General features: G+C 40.1%; 14 protein-coding genes, 1 tRNA gene and 1 other annotated feature. Of the genes, 3 read left to right on the top strand and 12 right to left on the bottom strand.

Annotated features, from left to right (window positions below):
- Window positions 1-148: 148 nt before the first annotated feature.
- The 7 genes from greA to U0M88_RS00965 form a co-directional block, all read right to left on the bottom strand.
- Window positions 149-634 carry a transcription elongation factor GreA gene (greA, locus tag U0M88_RS00995; RefSeq protein WP_331868621.1) on the bottom strand — a complete coding sequence of 162 codons (486 nt, stop codon included), beginning with the start codon at window positions 632-634 and terminating at the stop codon, window positions 149-151.
- 59 nt (window positions 635-693) lie between these two features.
- Entirely contained in the window at window positions 694-1,782 is a 1,089-nt protein-coding gene (gene mltG, locus U0M88_RS00990; protein WP_168965864.1) for an endolytic transglycosylase MltG, read from the bottom strand.
- A complete protein-coding gene (locus U0M88_RS00985; protein WP_022789111.1) occupies window positions 1,775-2,029 on the bottom strand; it encodes a DUF1292 domain-containing protein in 255 nt (84 codons plus the stop codon). The genes mltG and U0M88_RS00985 overlap by 8 nt, the downstream gene beginning before the upstream one ends.
- A 34-nt stretch (window positions 2,030-2,063) precedes the next feature.
- Window positions 2,064-2,489, bottom strand: a complete 426-nt coding sequence (gene ruvX / locus U0M88_RS00980; RefSeq protein ID WP_022789112.1) for a Holliday junction resolvase RuvX — start codon at window positions 2,487-2,489, stop codon at window positions 2,064-2,066.
- Entirely contained in the window at window positions 2,489-2,740 is a 252-nt protein-coding gene (locus U0M88_RS00975; RefSeq protein WP_331868620.1) for an IreB family regulatory phosphoprotein, read from the bottom strand. Before U0M88_RS00975 ends, ruvX begins: the two co-directional genes overlap by 1 nt.
- Before the next feature lie 101 nt (window positions 2,741-2,841).
- On the bottom strand, window positions 2,842-5,469 hold the full coding sequence (gene alaS, locus U0M88_RS00970) for an alanine--tRNA ligase (protein ID WP_331868619.1): 2,628 nt from the start codon (window positions 5,467-5,469) through the stop codon (window positions 2,842-2,844).
- A gap of 31 nt (window positions 5,470-5,500) precedes the next feature.
- Window positions 5,501-5,691, bottom strand: a binding site (T-box leader).
- Window positions 5,692-5,699: 8 nt separating this feature from the next.
- Complete coding sequence (locus tag U0M88_RS00965; RefSeq protein WP_331868618.1) at window positions 5,700-7,004, bottom strand: aminotransferase-like domain-containing protein; 1,305 nt, start codon at window positions 7,002-7,004, stop codon at window positions 5,700-5,702.
- A gap of 90 nt (window positions 7,005-7,094) precedes the next feature.
- Between U0M88_RS00965 and U0M88_RS00960 the strand changes: the two genes are divergently transcribed.
- A complete protein-coding gene (locus U0M88_RS00960) occupies window positions 7,095-7,610 on the top strand; it encodes an ECF transporter S component (protein WP_168965870.1) in 516 nt (171 codons plus the stop codon).
- 64 nt (window positions 7,611-7,674) lie between these two features.
- Here U0M88_RS00960 and U0M88_RS00955 read toward each other — a convergent pair.
- Window positions 7,675-7,761 (bottom strand) — tRNA-Leu (locus tag U0M88_RS00955).
- Between the two features lie 131 nt (window positions 7,762-7,892).
- Between U0M88_RS00955 and mnmA the strand changes: the two genes are divergently transcribed.
- A complete protein-coding gene (mnmA, locus tag U0M88_RS00950) occupies window positions 7,893-9,056 on the top strand; it encodes a tRNA 2-thiouridine(34) synthase MnmA (RefSeq protein ID WP_294688977.1) in 1,164 nt (387 codons plus the stop codon).
- The gene (gene recD2, locus U0M88_RS00945) at window positions 9,049-11,172 is read left to right on the top strand and encodes an SF1B family DNA helicase RecD2 (protein WP_294688979.1); all 2,124 of its coding nucleotides are present in this window, start codon (window positions 9,049-9,051) and stop codon (window positions 11,170-11,172) included. The genes mnmA and recD2 overlap by 8 nt, the downstream gene beginning before the upstream one ends.
- A gap of 9 nt (window positions 11,173-11,181) precedes the next feature.
- On the opposite strand, the gene U0M88_RS00940 is transcribed toward recD2, so the two are convergent.
- Genes U0M88_RS00940 through U0M88_RS00925 form a run of 4 tightly spaced genes read right to left on the bottom strand, consistent with a single transcriptional unit; the run spans window position 11,182 to window position 14,359 of the window.
- On the bottom strand, window positions 11,182-11,565 hold the full coding sequence (locus U0M88_RS00940; protein WP_022789117.1) for a DUF956 family protein: 384 nt from the start codon (window positions 11,563-11,565) through the stop codon (window positions 11,182-11,184).
- A gap of 51 nt (window positions 11,566-11,616) precedes the next feature.
- Window positions 11,617-12,528: a PTS system mannose/fructose/sorbose family transporter subunit IID gene (locus U0M88_RS00935; protein ID WP_022789118.1), complete on the bottom strand. Its 912-nt coding sequence runs from the start codon at window positions 12,526-12,528 to the stop codon at window positions 11,617-11,619.
- A gap of 20 nt (window positions 12,529-12,548) precedes the next feature.
- Entirely contained in the window at window positions 12,549-13,358 is an 810-nt protein-coding gene (locus U0M88_RS00930) for a PTS mannose/fructose/sorbose transporter subunit IIC (RefSeq protein WP_022789119.1), read from the bottom strand.
- Window positions 13,359-13,378: 20 nt separating this feature from the next.
- Window positions 13,379-14,359: a mannose/fructose/sorbose PTS transporter subunit IIB gene (locus U0M88_RS00925; protein ID WP_195221909.1), complete on the bottom strand. Its 981-nt coding sequence runs from the start codon at window positions 14,357-14,359 to the stop codon at window positions 13,379-13,381.
- Between the last annotated feature and the right edge of the window lie 244 nt (window positions 14,360-14,603).

Raw genomic sequence — 14,603 nt, 5'->3', positions numbered from 1 at the left:
GAAGGGAACTGTTCCCTTTGTGACAAAAGACATATGTTCTTTTGAGCTGCCAATTGATGTGTTTACACTCTATCAAAACTAAAAAACATCATTTTTAATTCTCTACATCAACTTTTTAGTTGAATTTAGCGTAAAATTTAAAAAACTATTACTTTATACTTAAAATTTTTACTTTATATGGTTCTTCGATACGTGTAACGGTTACTGTCTCTCCAACTTTGTGATCCAAAATAGCTTCGGCCAATGGTGTATTGTTGGAAAGCTTTCCGTTTAATGGGTCAGCTTCAATAGAACCTACGATAGAGAATGTGTTCTCTACATGATCCTGTAAATCTTCCAATGTCACAATCGATCCCAACTTCACAACAGCATTTTTCTTCTTTTTCTTGCCATCAGATTCTTCGATGATCTCCGCATTTTTGATCATTGTCTCCAGTTCGCGAATACGAGCTTCTACCTGCGCCTGATGATCTCTGGCTGCATCGTAATCCGCGTTTTCCGACAAGTCCCCCTGTGCACGGGCTTCCTGTAATTCAATGATGACCTGCTGACGGACATTTTGAACTAGATTTTCATGCTCTTTGACAAGATCATTATACCCTTCCTGGGTGACATAAAATTTATCATTTTCCATTGTTTATTCACTCCTTGATTGCATTGTGATTATAGCATACCCACTGTTTTTTTCAATCCTTAATTCAAGATCAGACCCAGCTCTTCACAAATGCGCTGATGTTCCTCATACGTCTTGGAATAATACACCTTACCATCTCCATGAATATCGGCCGCAAAGAATAAATACTCTGAAGATTCCGGTTCTAATACAGCGAGTAAGGCATCGCCTCCGGGATTTAAAATAGGTCCAACCGGCAGTCCGTTATTCAGATATGTATTATATGGAGAATCCACATCCGTTTGTGTTTCACAATCCTGTGGATCATCAAACTGATCATACAACGCATAGCAGACAGTAACGCTGGATTCCAAACGCATATCCTGATTTAAACGATTGTAGAAGACACCGGCAATCGTGGCCATATCTTGTTTAGTACCGGACTCAAACTGTACGACACTGGCAAGTGTTACCAGTTCATGTACCGAGTAAGAGCTATTTTCAAAAGCGGACTTATGTTCTTCATAGAAAAGTTTAAACTGATCCAGCATTGTACGTGTGATCGTATCCAGATCGGCATCATCCGCTAAGAAATACGTCTCCGGAAACAAATACCCTTCGAGCTTCACTTTATAGTTATCGTTGTTAAGGGCATCCGCATCCAAAAAGGCATAATCTTTTGACAATGTTTGAATATATTCGCTGTCATTCCACAAAGATAGAATCTCATCGGTGCTGTAAGATGGATACAGGCTGGAAATCGAAGCGGCTACTTCCTTAGCCCATGTTCCTTCCGGTACTGTCAATCGTTTTTCTTCCTGTTTGGCATTTTCCTGATTTCCGATATACGATAAGATTTCTGAAGTGCTCATACCATCGTTTAACTCAAATAGACCGGCATAATACTGATTCATTCCTGTAAAGCGGGCATACAGCTTAGCCACGGAATCAGAGCGAATCAAATGTTGTTCTTCTAATGAGGTCAAGACAGAATCAAAGGTTTCTCCTTCTGTAATTTCAAAAGAAATGGTTTCTTCTCCATTTCCCACCGGCTCTAAATTCATGCGCACATAAATAAATGTACCGATACCGGCAATCCCCAACAACAATACGATAATCAGCAGGATTCGAGGCCATAAAGCCTTTCGCTTTTTTCTTTGTTTAGGCATTTTCCTCATCCTCAGCAAAGGTGTTGATCACTTCCTCTACCATTTCCCACTCTTCTTCGCTCTCAATCGGATATAAATTTCCCTGATCGTCATAACAGGAGGCAAATACTTCTTCTGTATCGTGGTCAGCATCCTGAAAAACAACGTACTGTTTCTTTTTGTCTTCACTGTCAAAAGTAAAAAGAATAGTCATCTTTTTTTCATTTCCGTTTTCGTCCTGTACATACAAACAATTTGAATCTAACATAATTTTGTTTCCTTTCCAAAAAAAATAGGGATGTTTAAACTCCCCCATTTTGTTGATCTAAATACCCTTGAAGAATCTCGACTGCTGCCAGCTGATCGATGATCTTCTTCCGTTTTTTTCGGGAAACATCACCTTCTAAAAGGATCCGCGTTGCACTGACTGTCGTCAAGCGCTCATCCCATAGAGTTACATCGTAACCCTCTTTTTTTAATTCTTCGGCAAACTGGATCGATATCTCGGCCCGTGTGCCTATATCCCCATTCATATGCTTTGGTAAACCAAGCACGACTTTTTTAACTTGATTCTTTTCTAAAAGATCCAATACCTCATCAAAACAGATATCATAATCTTCCGATGGAAAACGGATCGTTTTCAAGGTTCTTGCCACTAATCCTGTCGCATCACTGATCGCAACCCCACAAGTAACGCTTCCAAGATCCAAACCGATGATACGTGCCATTATTTTTCCAAATATGCGCGAACCAGCTCTTCGATAATTTCATATCGTTCAATGCGCTGAATCAGATTACGCGCATTTTTATGCGATGAAATATAAGCCGGATCATTGGAAATCAAATAACCGGCAATCTGATTCACCGAGTTATAACCACGTTCTTCCAACGCCTCAGAGACTTCACGCAAGATCCCCTTGATATTTTCTTGACGAATCTCTTCGGTAGTAAATGTCATAGTTTCTGTAATATCTTTCATACTATCACACTCCTTGCTACGAGTAATTATACACGATTCAAAATAAAATGAAAACACAAACGATTCAATAAAAAAGGAGATTGGTGATCCCAATCCCCACATTAGATCTCTTTTAGTGTATTTTCTACCAGATTCATGGCTTCATCGACCTTAGAAATGTCCTTTCCTCCGGCCTGTGCCATATCCGGTTTTCCACCGCCGTTACCATCACACAGCATGGCAGCCTGTTTAACAAGTTTACCGGCATGCACACCTTTTCTCACCGCTTCTTTTCCAGCTCCGGCAACAAAGACAACTTTATTGTCATTTACATTCACAAAGAAACATACGATATTTTCATCCTGGCCCTTTAAATTGGAAACGATATCCTTTAAAGCCGAAGCGTCCATGCCCTGTACCTTTTTGATCAAAGCTTTGATAGATCCACATTCTTTAGCTTCCAGGATCCATTCTTTGGACTTTAACGCAAAAATCTGATTCTTCAAATTTTCATTTTCCTTTTGCAGCGCATGCATCTGTTCCAGGAAAGAATCAACTTTCAGTTCAATTTCCTTTGTGCTCTTTTGTTTAGCACTCTTGGCAATGTGTTCCAGCTGTGCCTGCTGATGCGCACATTCTTTATAAGCAGCATATTTTGTCTTGGCCGTAATACGACGAATATCCGAGCCGATACTTTCTTCACTGATGATCTTGCACAAACCAATCTGTGAAGTATGATCCACATGGCAGCCACCACAGAATTCTTTGGAAACATCACCCATCGTTACAACACGAACACGATCACCATACTTTTCATTAAACAGAGCTGTAGCTCCGGATTTTCTGGCATCTTCAATATCCATAACTTCTTTGGTAACGGTATAGTTGGCATCAATATACTGATTAACCAAGTCTTCAATTTCTACCAGCTGTTCTTTGCTCAGCTTTTCAAAATGATTGAAGTCAAAACGCAAGTAATCTTCACAAACATAAGAACCAGCCTGTGAAATATGACTTCCGACTACTTGTTTTAAAGCACTCTGCAACAAATGCGTACAGGAGTGATTAGCTGTAATGGCAGCACGTTTTTTGGAATCTACTACCTGATGTAATGTCATGCCTTCTTTTAAAACGCCCTGTTCCAACTTTATCTGCAGCAGATTTTGTTTATTTGGTGCTTTTTGAACATCCAGTACCTGTGCATTGATTCCATCAGCTTCCAAAACACCTGTATCCGCAATCTGTCCACCACTTTCGGCATAGAAGCAGGTTGTATCTAAGATGATCTGGCCTTCCTCTTCTAAACCATCCACACGTTTTCCATCCTTGAACAAAGCGATGATCGTTCCATCACATTCCAAATGATCGTATCCAATATATTGACTTTCCTGTGTGAATTCCATCAAATCTACGTGTTGCGAAGCAAAAGATTCTTTGGTATTACGGGCATTACGAGCACGTTCTTTTTGAAGTTGCATCTGAGCATCAAATTCATCACGAAGCACTTCCAAACCACTTTCCTGAGCAATTTCCTGTGTCAACTCAAATGGGAACCCATAAGTATCATACAGCTTAAAGACAATTTCACCGGAAAGCTTACCATTCTGCGCTTTCTGAATTTCCTCATCCAGTAAAGCCTGTCCATTTTTCAAAGTCTTTTTAAAAGTATCCTCTTCTATTTTGATCAAACGCTGGTTAAATTCCACATGCTCCTGTAAATACGGATAGAAGTCCTGCATCGTATCGGCAACAACCGGAACCAGTTTATATAAGAAGGCATCCTCTAAACCTAATTTCAAGCCATAACGAACCGCTCTACGAAGCACACGACGAAGAACATAGCCACGACCACTGTTTGAGAAGTTGGCACCATCACTTAACGCAAAAGTTACGGTACGAATGTGATCGGCAATGACACGATAAGCCATTTTATATTCACCCTCGTATGGATGTTTGGCCAGTTTTTCCGTCGCATGAATGATTGGTAAGAACAAATCGGTATCAAAGTTTGTTTCACCATCCTGAATCAAGGCAACCAAACGCTCCAGGCCCCTACCGGTATCAATATTTTTCTGTGGCAATTCTTTATAATCTTTTCGATCGATAGAAGGATCACAATCATATTGAGAGAATACGATATTCCATACTTCAACATATCGATCATTTTCCAATTCTTCAAAGAACAGACGTTCTCCCAAGCCTTCCGGATCATATTTTTCACCACGATCGAAGAAAATCTCAGAGTCCGGTCCACCCGGCCCTTTACCGATTTCCCAGAAGTTATCATCCGTTTTCAAGATGTGTTTTGGATCTACACCACATTTTTCAGTCCAAATGCGATACGCATCCTCATCATCTGTATAAACCGAAACATACAAACGATTTTTATCGATGCCCATCCATTTTTCACTCGTCAAGAATTCCCATGCGAAAGGAATGGCTTCTTCTTTAAAGTAATCTCCAATACTAAAGTTTCCCAACATTTCAAAGAATGTATGATGACGTGCTGTTTTCCCTACATTTTCGATATCGTTGGTACGAATGCTCTTCTGTGCATTGGCAATGCGATTACAACGCGGTTTTTCACTTCCGTCAAAATACTTTTTCAAAGCGGCAACTCCCGCATTGATCCATAATAAAGTTGGATCGTTGTTGGGGATCAAGCTGGCGCCCGGTTCGATCATATGTCCTTTTTCTTTAAAGTAGTCCAGGAACATCTGTCGAATTTGATTTCCACTTAACTGTTTCATTTCTTTCCTCCAATAAAAAAACGTCCCTATCTCTAGGAACGTTATCAACGCGGTACCATCCTAGTTCGTCTTCCTGTTGGAAAACGCCCTTAATTCTTCTTTAACGCAGAATACGGCTTCACTCCAAAGTAGCTTCAAAGAGTCTTATTGTAAGGCTTGCACCAAACGCCTTATCTCTAACTGTCCAAATTCTCTTCTACTTATCTTTTTCATCATCAAGCTCTCAAATTCTAGCATTCTTTTAAGATTTTGACAAGTAACTTCAACCCTTCCTGCAGACGATCTCTATCTAAATACGCAAAAGAAACGTTCAGACGATCTTTTGTCGGTGTATCGATACCGATTCCTTTTTCTTCACAAGTCTTTATGATCGCAAAGACATCACAATGTGAAATATCGATCTGATAGCTAAAATACGCCTCCTGCAAAAGGACAGAAAATCCGGCGGAAGTAAGAAGGTCATACGTGATCTGCTCTTTTTTCGCATATTCTCTTTTTAACTTACGCACATGTTTTTCCAAATATCCATTGGCGATATATCTTGCCAGTACCAGCTGTTCCAGCTTGGAAGCGGTCGGTCCAAATGAATCTTTAAACTGTTGATAAGCGTATTGAAACTTTGTATTTAAGATCATATAGCTTAGACGTAAGGATGGCAATAAGAGTCTTGAAAAGGAACTGAAATAGATTACATTATCCATGACACTGGCAGATTGTAAAGCCTGTCTGGGTTTGGAATGATAGGTCAATTCCCCATTATAGTCATCTTCCAGAATTAAAAAGCTTTTATCATAGGATAGATGTAAGATCGTATCCCGCATAGAATTCGAAAGTGGTGCAAAATCACGTCCAAAACAAGCCGTATTGATATATAAAATATCAATATCCAGTAAAGATAATTCCTCTATATATCTTTCTTTGGATAAAAAGTGACAATCAAATCCAAAGGATGTAAACACATGGTTGACTTCTTTGGATACACCTTCTTCCATTGCGATCGAAACCGGTTTTTCCAACAGTGAACAAAAATCAAACAACAATGATTGAAATCCAGATCCTACTAAAATCTGAGCACCAGTCGCCAAGATTCCTCGATTATGATAAGCATACTCACTAAGGGCGGTCCGCAATTCTTGTTCGCCCTGTTTATCTCCATAGGTTGAAATCAACGGCGTATCTTGGAAGACATCTTTCATATATCGTTTCCAGATTCTAAGATCAAAGCTATCCTGACTGACGGCATGACTTCTAAAATCATATAAGTATTGTTTCGGTATGTCTGAATTTGAAACCTCTGCTATGATTTGTTGGCGATGAAGCTGATAAGGCTTGATATCCACGATAAATCCCTTTTGTGCCTCGCTGATAATATAACCATCCAATACTAGTTGTTCATAACCTCTTTCAATGCTCGTTTTTGAAAAGCCGAAGATCTGCACACTTTTACGAATACTGGGAAGTGCATCTCCGTATTTTAAATATCCTTTTTTGATATCCTCTACAAATTTGTTATAGACCTGCATATATCGTTTCATAAACTGTCCCCTTAAAATTTAACATAATTGTATATTTTATAAAAGACACTTTATTCGTAAAATAGAGACAAAGGAAGGAATGAGATAGATATGAAAACAAACAAACAAATTCAACAAATTGTGCTCAGTGCCTTAGGAATTGCCATTGTATTTGTCGCAACGATCTTGATTCGTATTCCCAATGCGATGCAGGGATATGTTAATATGGGTGATGGATTTATCCTTTTATTTGCTTCTATTTTAAATCCCGGTTTATCATTTCTTGTTGGTGGCTTAGGCAGCGGTTTGGCGGATGTGGCCGGAGGCTATGGTTACTACTTTATTTTCACCCTGATCATTAAAGGGCTGGAAGGCTTTATCGTTGCCTACCTGTTACAAAAAAATGATCGGCCGATGTATCGCATACTTTGGTACCTGATTGGCTCTATGATCATGATCGGTGGTTATTTTATAGCCGATTCAATTGTCAACCAAAGTGTATGGTTAGGTCTTGCCAGTGTATGGGGTAACTTATTTCAGGCTGTCATGGGATTTCTGGTTGCGATCGTTGGCTACCCTCTTTTATCAAAACTTCATATGGTATCTTCTGAAAAAGCCACACATTAACGTGTGACTTTTTTTGTGATAATAAAAAAGAACAAATCCATATGATTTGTTCTAATCTTTTAAATGGTCCCCGAGGCCAGACTCGAACTGGCACGGTATCGCTACCGGTGGATTTTGAGTCCACTGCGTCTACCAATTTCACCACCCGGGGAAATCTCTTTATCGCTGTTGCTTGTCTATTATAACGAATTCAAAAATAGAAATCAATACCTTTTTTTGAAAAGCTGAAAACAAGCCGAAGAAGCATTTGAAAATTCCACTGAATTTCTCTATAATGGGCCTATGGAAAAAGTACTAGTTGGATTAAGCGGCGGCGTAGATTCTGCCATTGCCGCCTATATATTAAAAGAACAAGGTTATGATGTAACATGTTGTTTCATGCGAAATTGGGATGCGTTTGCCAATAATGATATTGAAGGCAATCCTACCATACAAAATGATGTATGCCCGCAGGAGCAGGACTACATGGATGCCAAGGCGGTGGCTGAACATTTAGACCTGCCGTTATTACGTGTTGATTTTATTAAAGAATATTGGGATTCTGTTTTTCAAACCTTCTTAAATGAATATGAAAAAGGACGTACACCCAATCCGGATATTCTTTGTAATAAATATATTAAGTTTGATGCTTTTTTTGACTATGCCATGAAACATGGATTTGATAAAGTGGCTACCGGCCACTATTGTTCAAACGAAACCAAAGATGGCTTTACCTATCTTACACGTGCTGCCGATCAAAACAAAGATCAAACTTACTTTTTGTGTCAGGTTCCGGAAAAAGCATTGGCAAAAACGCTATTCCCCATTGGAAATCTAATCAAGCCGGAAGTTCGAAAACTGGCCGATCAGCTGCATTTAGAAAGTGTTGCCACAAAAAAAGACAGTACCGGAATTTGTTTTATCGGTGAAAGAAATTTCAGACAGTTTCTTTCCAACTACCTTCCCAATAAAGAAGGTGATATCGTAGATATCGACACCGGAAAGAAGATTGCCAGACACTGTGGTGTTCTATACTATACGATCGGTCAAAGAAAAGGACTTCATATCGACCATGAAAAAGGCCCGTGGTTTGTCTGTGGAAAGGATGTTCACAAAAACATTCTCTTTGTATGTCATACCGATCATAGAGAATGGCTCTATTCGGATTCCTGTATCGTTAAAGGTATTAACTGGTTAGTACCGGACTTAAAAGAAATTCCGACCAAGCTGACCTGTAAGTTTCGATATCGTCAGGCTGATCAGGATATTGAAATCGTTTCTTTTGACAAAGACAGTGCAATGATTCGATATCCGCAAAAGATCGCATCGGTAACCGTGGGACAGGAAGCCGTCTTCTATCACGGACATGTTTGTCTGGGTGGCGGTGTTATTGAACAAGTCTTTGCGGGTGATGAAGATTTAAACGAGAAGATTATTCAAACATATAAGGAGAAAATCAGTGGATAAACAAACCATAAAAGCCAGTTTGGATTTTATCATATTCGAAAACCAGGAAACCCACTATGTTGTGGGTTCTTTTTCTGAGACGGAAACATATCATACTTTTACCGGAGCCGGTCGCCTGCAAGATCCAATTGAGGATCAGGAGTATGAATTGGTTGGCCGCTACATTACGCATCCAAAGTATGGTTCTCAATTTCAAATATTTAGTGCACAGAAGGTTCTTCCAAAAAAAGAACGAGCTATTCTTCATTTTTTGACCAGCGATGCCTTTCCTACCATTGGTAAAAAGACAGCACAGGCAATCTATGACACATTGGGAGAGGAATGTCTGCATCACATTATCGAAGATCCTGGAAAACTCGATATGGTTCCCGGTCTAAATGCCAAAAAAAAGGAAATCATCAAGGAAGGTTTACAGTCCTTTGACGGCTTTAATGAAACTTATGTCCGTCTTATGGAACTGGGGTTGGATCAAAAAAAGATCGAACTGTTGGAACAAGCCTATGACAATGTTTTAGATGTGATTGAAGAAGATTGTTTTCGCCCTTACTATGAAATTTATGGTTTTGGCTATCGATCGGCCTTAAAGTTAGCCGATGGCCTTGAAATGGATAAAAAAGATACTCGTCGTATGGATGCCTATGTCTATGAACTGACAAGAAATCTAAGCATGGCAACCGGAAATACATATATTTTTAAGACGTCCCTTTTGGAACATTTGCCAAATTGTTCGATAGAACTGCTGGATGAAATCTTAGATCGCTTATGTCTTCATAAAAGTCTTCATGTCGATGAAAACAAAGTGTATCCGTTTGGTTTATATGATGAAGAAATTGAAATTGCCAAAATCTTATCCCATCATCAATTTAAAGTAGATACCCTTTCCAAAAAAGACTTAGATAAAAAAATAGAAGAAGTGGAATTTGCTTATAACCTTCAATACGACAGTGTACAAAAACAAGCCATTGAAACTTTTTTTAATCACAGTATTTGTATCATCAATGGTGGACCGGGTACCGGAAAAACAACGACTGTTAAAGGGATTCTGGCTTTATACAATGCCTTCTATCCGGATTCAAAGATACAGCTTTGTGCTCCAACCGGTCGTGCCAGCAAGCGTTTGAGTCAACTGGCTTATGCGGACAGTAAAACCATTCATTCCCTTTTAAAATGGAACAAAGATGATAATACCTTTGCCAAAGATGAAAACGATCCCCTAGAACTGGATGTATTGATCATCGATGAATTCAGTATGGTCGATACCCATCTTTTCTGCAGTTTATTAAAAGCCCTACCGGATCATGCACGAATATTAATGATAGGTGATGAAGATCAGCTGGAAAGTGTTGGACCGGGAAAAGTATTTGAAGATATCATTTCAAGTCAGGTCTTTCCGGTCATTCATCTGGAAAAAATCTTTCGTCAAAAAAATGGTTCTGGTATTGTTACACTGGCTAAAGAAATCCGCGAGGAAACTACATGTACCTATGAAGATGGAGTCAACTTTATCGAAGAAAGTTCACAAAGGATCCTGCCAATGATACAAGGACTCACAAAAGATATGAATCTGGATGATTTTCAGATCTTATCACCGATGTATAAAGGGGCTGCCGGCATCGATGCGATCAATGTGGCGATGCAGGAGCAATTTAATCCAGCCTCGATAAACAAGCAGGAGCTAAAGGTCGGTACAACTACCTTTCGTGAAGACGATAAGGTCATGTTACTAAAAAATCTTCCAGAGGAAGATGTATATAACGGCGATATTGGATATATCATCGAAATCGATAATTCTTCAAAAGCAAATCAAAGAATCAGCGTGGATTTTGGCAATCGAATCGTAGATTTTACGTATGATTTTCTCTATTATCTCAAACATGCCTACTGCATCAGTGTTCATAAAGCCCAAGGCAGCGAATATGACACGGTTTGTTGTGTGGTCGATCAAAACTCTTTGCACATGTTGGAAAAGCGCTTGTTATATACGGGGATATCCCGTGCAAAAAAACAGCTTTTCATCATTGGACAACGCTATGTTTTTGAAAAACAGGTACGTTTAAAAAATCGCAGGATTCGACAAACAACACTAAAGAAAAGGATACAAGACTATATACGATAAAAAAACAGGTCACGGCCTGTTTTTTCTATGCAGAAGATTATGAATACCTCTTTTTAAAACAGTAAAGAAACCAAGGGACTGTACCATTTTATCTGAAGGCATATGATTACGAATCGCACGAAGAAGCTCTTTATTGCGTTTCCCCGCTGAAAAAGAGAAACTCCCATCACTTTTCGTAAAGATCGCAAAACGATTGATATAGCGTTTAAAATAAACCGATGCGGCTAAATAGTCGATTTCCTCCCAGGGAATTTGAATGTAGTCTTCGACCTTACGATCGTTATAATATTCAAACGCTTTATCACCGACCATAATCTTACCGGTACTGGTCAAGCCCATAAAACAGCTTCCCTTGACCGTCAACTCTGCTTTTGTATTCATTGATTGAACCATCGTATCACCTCAAAAAGAAGAAGTCCGGTAAAAACCGGACTTTTATACATTCTACATGAATCCGCAAAGAACACCAATGATACCAACAATGAAAAGACCAATAATAATAACGATCGGCGAAATATTCTTTTTCAATAGCCAGCAGATAAACAAAGTCAATAATACCGCCAGTAAACCTGGTGTTAATGAGTTTAAGTTATCTTGTAATGTAGTCGATGTTGTATCATACAAGAATTTTCCACTGTCATATTCACGTAAAATGGCCTGTAAAGATTCACCGGTACCGTCAAATTTAGAGAAGTCGATGATATTAACTTCATCATTGGCAACGGTAGATACAACCGGTGTTAAAGTGATGCTGACCCAACGCTGAACCAGGCCACCAATGACAAACATACCAAGGATACTGGCTCCCTGCGTAATCTTTCCTAACAATCCACCGGACAAGTCTTTGGTGATTGAAGTTCCTACTTTATAGCCAAACTCCTGCGTGTACCACATGAACGCAAAACGAATCACATTCCATAATACAAAGAATAATACAGGTCCTAACAAATTACCGCTCAGGGCAAAAGAAGCACCTAAAGCCCCTAAAATTGGACGCATGGTAAACCAGAAAGCCGGGTCACCGACACCAGCCAATGGTCCCATCATACCAACCTTAACACCCTGGATTGCCACATCATCAATTGGTGCACCATTGGCACGTTCTTCTTCCATGGCCAAAGTAACACCCATGACCGGAGAAGATACATAAGGATGGGTATTATAGAATTCCATATGACGCTTTAATGCGGAAATCTGATCTTCTTTGTTTGTATATAGTTTCTTGATAGCCGGAATGATGGAATAGCACCATCCACCGTTCTGCATACGTTCATAGTTCCAGGATCCCTGAAGAAACTGATGACGCCAACAAACTTTCATACGATCTTTTTTAGATAAAACAATTTTTTCTGCCATACTAATCTCTCCTTTCGATCCTAGTAATCATTCAGGATATCCCCTAACGGGTCACCTGTATTGGAGGCGTTTCCACCGGAACCTCCGCTTTCCTTCAATGCCAGATAAATCAAAGCTAAGGCAACACCAATGACACCCAGACCGATCAATGTGATCTCTTGGATACAAGCCAGTGTGAAACCTAAGGCGAAGAATGGCCAAGTTTCCTTTGTAGCCATCATGTTGATGACCATGGCATAACCAACAGCGGCAACCATACCACCACCAACGGTCATACCATTATTCAACCATGCCGGCATTGCCTGTAGAGCACTGGTAACGATATCCGATGGAACAAAGCACAAGATAGCTGCCGGGATCGCAATACGAAGTCCCTGCATCAAAATGGCGATATATTGCCAGATTTCAATCGTTTTAAAGCTTCCTTTTTCAGCCGCACCATCCATAATATGTACGATAGGAATGGCCAGCGTACGACAAATCATCGTTAAGAACAATCCAGCTACTGACAAAGGAACCGCAACCGCGATGGATGTAGAAATAACACTGTTTACATCGGTAGCTCCGTCTAAACCAAGCACCATGATAATGGCAGAGGCAACCGATGCCAAAGCAGCATCCGGTGCCACAGCAGCTCCAACGTTGGCCCATCCTAAAGCCATCAGTTGAAGATTTCCCGCCAACATGATCCCTTCTGTTAAGTGACCTGTTACAAGTCCGATCAATGTACATGCAACCAAAGGCTGATGGAACTGGAATTCATCCAAAATTCCTTCCATACCCGCTAATAAGGCTACAATGACAATGAGAATCACTGTAATAATATTCATATTAACCTCCAAAAACAATCTTATCCAAGTTCAGCTTCTGCTTTTTTCAAGATCGCATCCATATTTTCCGGGCTGTCGGCCGGAACTTTACGGACATCAAATTTAACACCCAGCTTTTCAATCTCACGCATGGTCTTTACATCGTCTTTATCAAAAGCTAAAGCCTTCGTAACCGCAACTTTTCCCTGTGAATGTGCCATGGAACCTACATTTAATGTTTTGATATCCACACCACCCTGAATTGCTTTTAGGGCATCCTGTGGTGTTTCAAACAACAACAACGCTTTGGTTGCACCAAAACGAGGATCCTTAGCCACAGCAATCATCTTATCAATCGGTACAACATGTGCCTTAACTCCCGGAGGAGCAGCCTGTATGATCATGTTTTTTCGCAATTCATCGTGTGCTACATTATCAGAAACAACGATGATACGATCCGGATTGGTTGATTTTGTCCATGTTGTTGCCACCTGTCCGTGCAATAAACGGGTATCGATTCGAGCTAATACATATTTGATATGTCCATCACCCAGCACGGTTCCTTCCGGAATGGCCTGCTGCATGACAGGAGCCGCACTCTGCTCTTTTTCTTCTTCCACCGGTTCCAGATCTTCCGGTTGAATGCGAACACCCTCTTTTGCCGTCTTGGCAATGTGCATCGCAATTTCATGAGCTGTGTCCATGCTCATTCTGGATGCATAGGCTTCAATCAACATAGGCAGATTCAAACCGGTTACAATAGCCCAGCTTTCATGCCCGTCTTTTAAAGCACTTGCCTGATTGAAAGGCGTTCCGCCCCAAAGATCCACCAGGAATAAGATCTCATCCTGTTGATCAAAGGAAGCAATCGCGTCTTCCATTTTTTTGCGAATATCCTGAGGTCCCTCGCTTGGTTTTAAAATGCAAGGTTTGACATTTGCCTGATCGCCAAAGATCATAGATCCGGACTGATGAATCCCTTCGGCAAATTCCCCATGACTCGCTAGGATAATTCCTACCATATTAACCTCCTATCTACTCACCTGTATATAAGTGATCATGTTGCCTGTATAAAAACAGCTCGTATTTGTATTCATTATATAGCCATACTATTTTTATACAGTGGTACATTCATCTGCAAATAGCGGACAAATCGGTACGGCTCTAGCGGTATAACCGGTGCAGAACATCAGAAAACTCGGTGCATCATGACGGCTATTCGGTGTGAACATTCCTCCCGCATGCTATAGTTTATTTCTGTAGTAT

This window comes from Faecalicoccus sp. (genome assembly GCF_036552745.1).
Taxonomy (GTDB): Bacteria; Bacillota_I; Bacilli_A; order Erysipelotrichales; family Erysipelotrichaceae; genus Faecalicoccus.
Note: the sequence above shows the minus strand (reverse complement) of the source record. Positions and strands in the feature narration are given on the sequence as shown.

Coding starts and splice junctions, on each gene's coding strand:
- U0M88_RS00965 (WP_331868618.1), bottom strand. CDS start 7,004: ATGAAACGATATATGCAGGTCTATAACAAATTTGTAGAGGATATCAAA.
- mltG (WP_168965864.1), bottom strand. CDS start 1,782: ATGCCTAAACAAAGAAAAAAGCGAAAGGCTTTATGGCCTCGAATCCTG.
- greA (WP_331868621.1), bottom strand. CDS start 634: ATGGAAAATGATAAATTTTATGTCACCCAGGAAGGGTATAATGATCTT.
- ruvX (WP_022789112.1), bottom strand. CDS start 2,489: ATGGCACGTATCATCGGTTTGGATCTTGGAAGCGTTACTTGTGGGGTT.
- alaS (WP_331868619.1), bottom strand. CDS start 5,469: ATGAAACAGTTAAGTGGAAATCAAATTCGACAGATGTTCCTGGACTAC.
- U0M88_RS00935 (WP_022789118.1), bottom strand. CDS start 12,528: ATGGCAGAAAAAATTGTTTTATCTAAAAAAGATCGTATGAAAGTTTGT.
- U0M88_RS00975 (WP_331868620.1), bottom strand. CDS start 2,740: ATGAAAGATATTACAGAAACTATGACATTTACTACCGAAGAGATTCGT.
- U0M88_RS00985 (WP_022789111.1), bottom strand. CDS start 2,029: ATGTTAGATTCAAATTGTTTGTATGTACAGGACGAAAACGGAAATGAA.
- U0M88_RS00940 (WP_022789117.1), bottom strand. CDS start 11,565: ATGGTTCAATCAATGAATACAAAAGCAGAGTTGACGGTCAAGGGAAGC.
- U0M88_RS00925 (WP_195221909.1), bottom strand. CDS start 14,359: ATGGTAGGAATTATCCTAGCGAGTCATGGGGAATTTGCCGAAGGGATT.
- mnmA (WP_294688977.1), top strand. CDS start 7,893: ATGGAAAAAGTACTAGTTGGATTAAGCGGCGGCGTAGATTCTGCCATT.
- U0M88_RS00960 (WP_168965870.1), top strand. CDS start 7,095: ATGAAAACAAACAAACAAATTCAACAAATTGTGCTCAGTGCCTTAGGA.
- U0M88_RS00930 (WP_022789119.1), bottom strand. CDS start 13,358: ATGAATATTATTACAGTGATTCTCATTGTCATTGTAGCCTTATTAGCG.